The sequence below is a fragment of the Streptomyces sp. YS-3 genome (genome assembly GCF_045257485.1).
Lineage (GTDB): Bacteria > Actinomycetota > Actinomycetes > Streptomycetales > Streptomycetaceae > Streptomyces.
This window is the reverse complement of sequence record NZ_JBJHPC010001096.1, coordinates 1-934: the sequence shown is the minus strand read 5'-3', so window position 1 is coordinate 934 and position 934 is coordinate 1. Positions and strand designations below refer to the sequence as shown.

General features: G+C 70.7%; 2 protein-coding genes. Both read left to right on the top strand.

Annotation, left to right across the window (positions count from 1 at the left end; genetic code table 11):
- Window positions 1-627, top strand: a 627-nt coding sequence (locus tag ACJA3G_RS37710) for a metal-dependent hydrolase (RefSeq protein WP_406557505.1), incomplete at its 5' end; no start/stop codon positions are given.
- Between the two features lie 52 nt (window positions 628-679).
- Window positions 680-934 (top strand): metal-dependent hydrolase (locus tag ACJA3G_RS37705; RefSeq protein WP_406557504.1); only part of this gene is annotated, 255 nt, incomplete at its 3' end.

Here is a 934-nt window from a genome sequence, read left to right as displayed (position 1 = left end):
CGCCTCGACACCGAGCCCTACACCCGCCATGTCGAGTTCCTCTTCGATGTCCTCCTCGGTGAGCAGCCTCCTTTCGGCGCGCCGATACCGCCCCCGGAGTGGTTGCGCTTCCGGCTCTCGCTGGTCGCCGCGATCGAGCAGTTCACGGCGGTGCTGGGGGACTGGGTGCTGCACGCCGAGGCCCTCGACCGGGCCGGTTCGGACCCGGTCATGCTCGACCTGCTGCGCTGGCACGGTGCCGAGGAGGTCGAGCACCGCGCCGTCGCCTTCGACATGTACCAGCACTGCGGCGGTGAGGGCCTGCCCCGCTACGCCCGCCGGCTGGAGGGCATGGTGGTGGTCGCCCCGGTGCTGCTCTGGCTGTGGGCGTGGGGCACCTCCTATCTGATCCGTCACGATCCTCAGCTGGCCGGACGTCTTCGCTACTCGCTGAGCGAGCACAACCGGGCCGTACGGCGTGGACTGCTGCCCAGTTGGAAGGAGCTGGGCGCGGCCATACCCCGCTACTTCCGGCGGTCGTACCATCCCTCGCAGGAGGGCTCCCTGCGCAAGGCCGTCGAATATCTCGCGACCTCGCCGGCGGCCCGTGCGGCAGCGGGTGCGGTGGGCCGCGCCGCCCTGGGGTAGAGGGAGACGGTTTTGTCCGGGCAGCCAGCAACACAGCCAACGGCCGCACGGGGTGCGGCGCCTCGACACCGAGCCCTACACCCGCCATGTCGAGTTCCTCTTCGATGTCCTCCTCGGTGAGCAGCCTCCTTTCGGCGCGCCGATACCGCCCCCGGAGTGGTTGCGCTTCCGGCTCTCGCTGGTCGCCGCGATCGAGCAGTTCACGGCGGTGCTGGGGGACTGGGTGCTGCACGCCGAGGCCCTCGACCGGGCCGGTTCGGACCCGGTCATGCTCGACCTGCTGCGCTGGCACGGTGCCGAGGGAGGT